This window comes from Citrobacter sp. TBCS-14, assembly GCF_005280805.1.
Lineage (GTDB): Bacteria > Pseudomonadota > Gammaproteobacteria > Enterobacterales > Enterobacteriaceae > Citrobacter > Citrobacter gillenii.
This window is the reverse complement of the sequence record NZ_SZWM01000316.1, coordinates 1-430: the sequence shown is the minus strand read 5'-3', so window position 1 is coordinate 430 and position 430 is coordinate 1. Positions and strand designations below refer to the sequence as shown.

The following is a 430-nucleotide window of genomic DNA, read 5'->3' as shown; positions in this document are numbered from 1 at the left end:
AAGTAAAGTTTACCTTTCTCGCTTGCATGATTTGCTTCATTAAATTCTAAATACATTACTGACACTTTTTCCTTTGCTGTATCTGAATCTTTCTCTTTTTTAAGTTTTTCAGTAACTTTTTTCACAACTTCTTCTAGCTGTTTTTCATCAAATTTAATATTAATTGTTTCCATTTACTCCTCTTTCTACAATGAAGACGTCGCCTTGTCTTGTAATTTCAATATTATATTTAAGCATAGGCAGGATCCAACCTTTACCCCAATAGCTCCATAATTCGCTTATCAAGCCATATAAGCACTCGTTAGGCTCTGCCCTATACTTTGTTTCGTTCATTTCCTCAAGCTCTTTAGATAGCTTTCTGACACCTCTAGCGTAATGTTTACTAGCTTTTTCTTCTGCCCTTAAACTTTTGTAGTTGCTTTTCATATAT

1 protein-coding gene is annotated in these 430 nt (G+C 33.3%); it reads right to left on the bottom strand.

Annotation, left to right across the window (positions count from 1 at the left end):
- Window positions 1-159: 159 nt before the first annotated feature.
- A partial coding sequence (locus FDX22_RS30465) for a hypothetical protein (protein ID WP_212732845.1) occupies window positions 160-430 on the bottom strand: 271 nt, incomplete at its 5' end.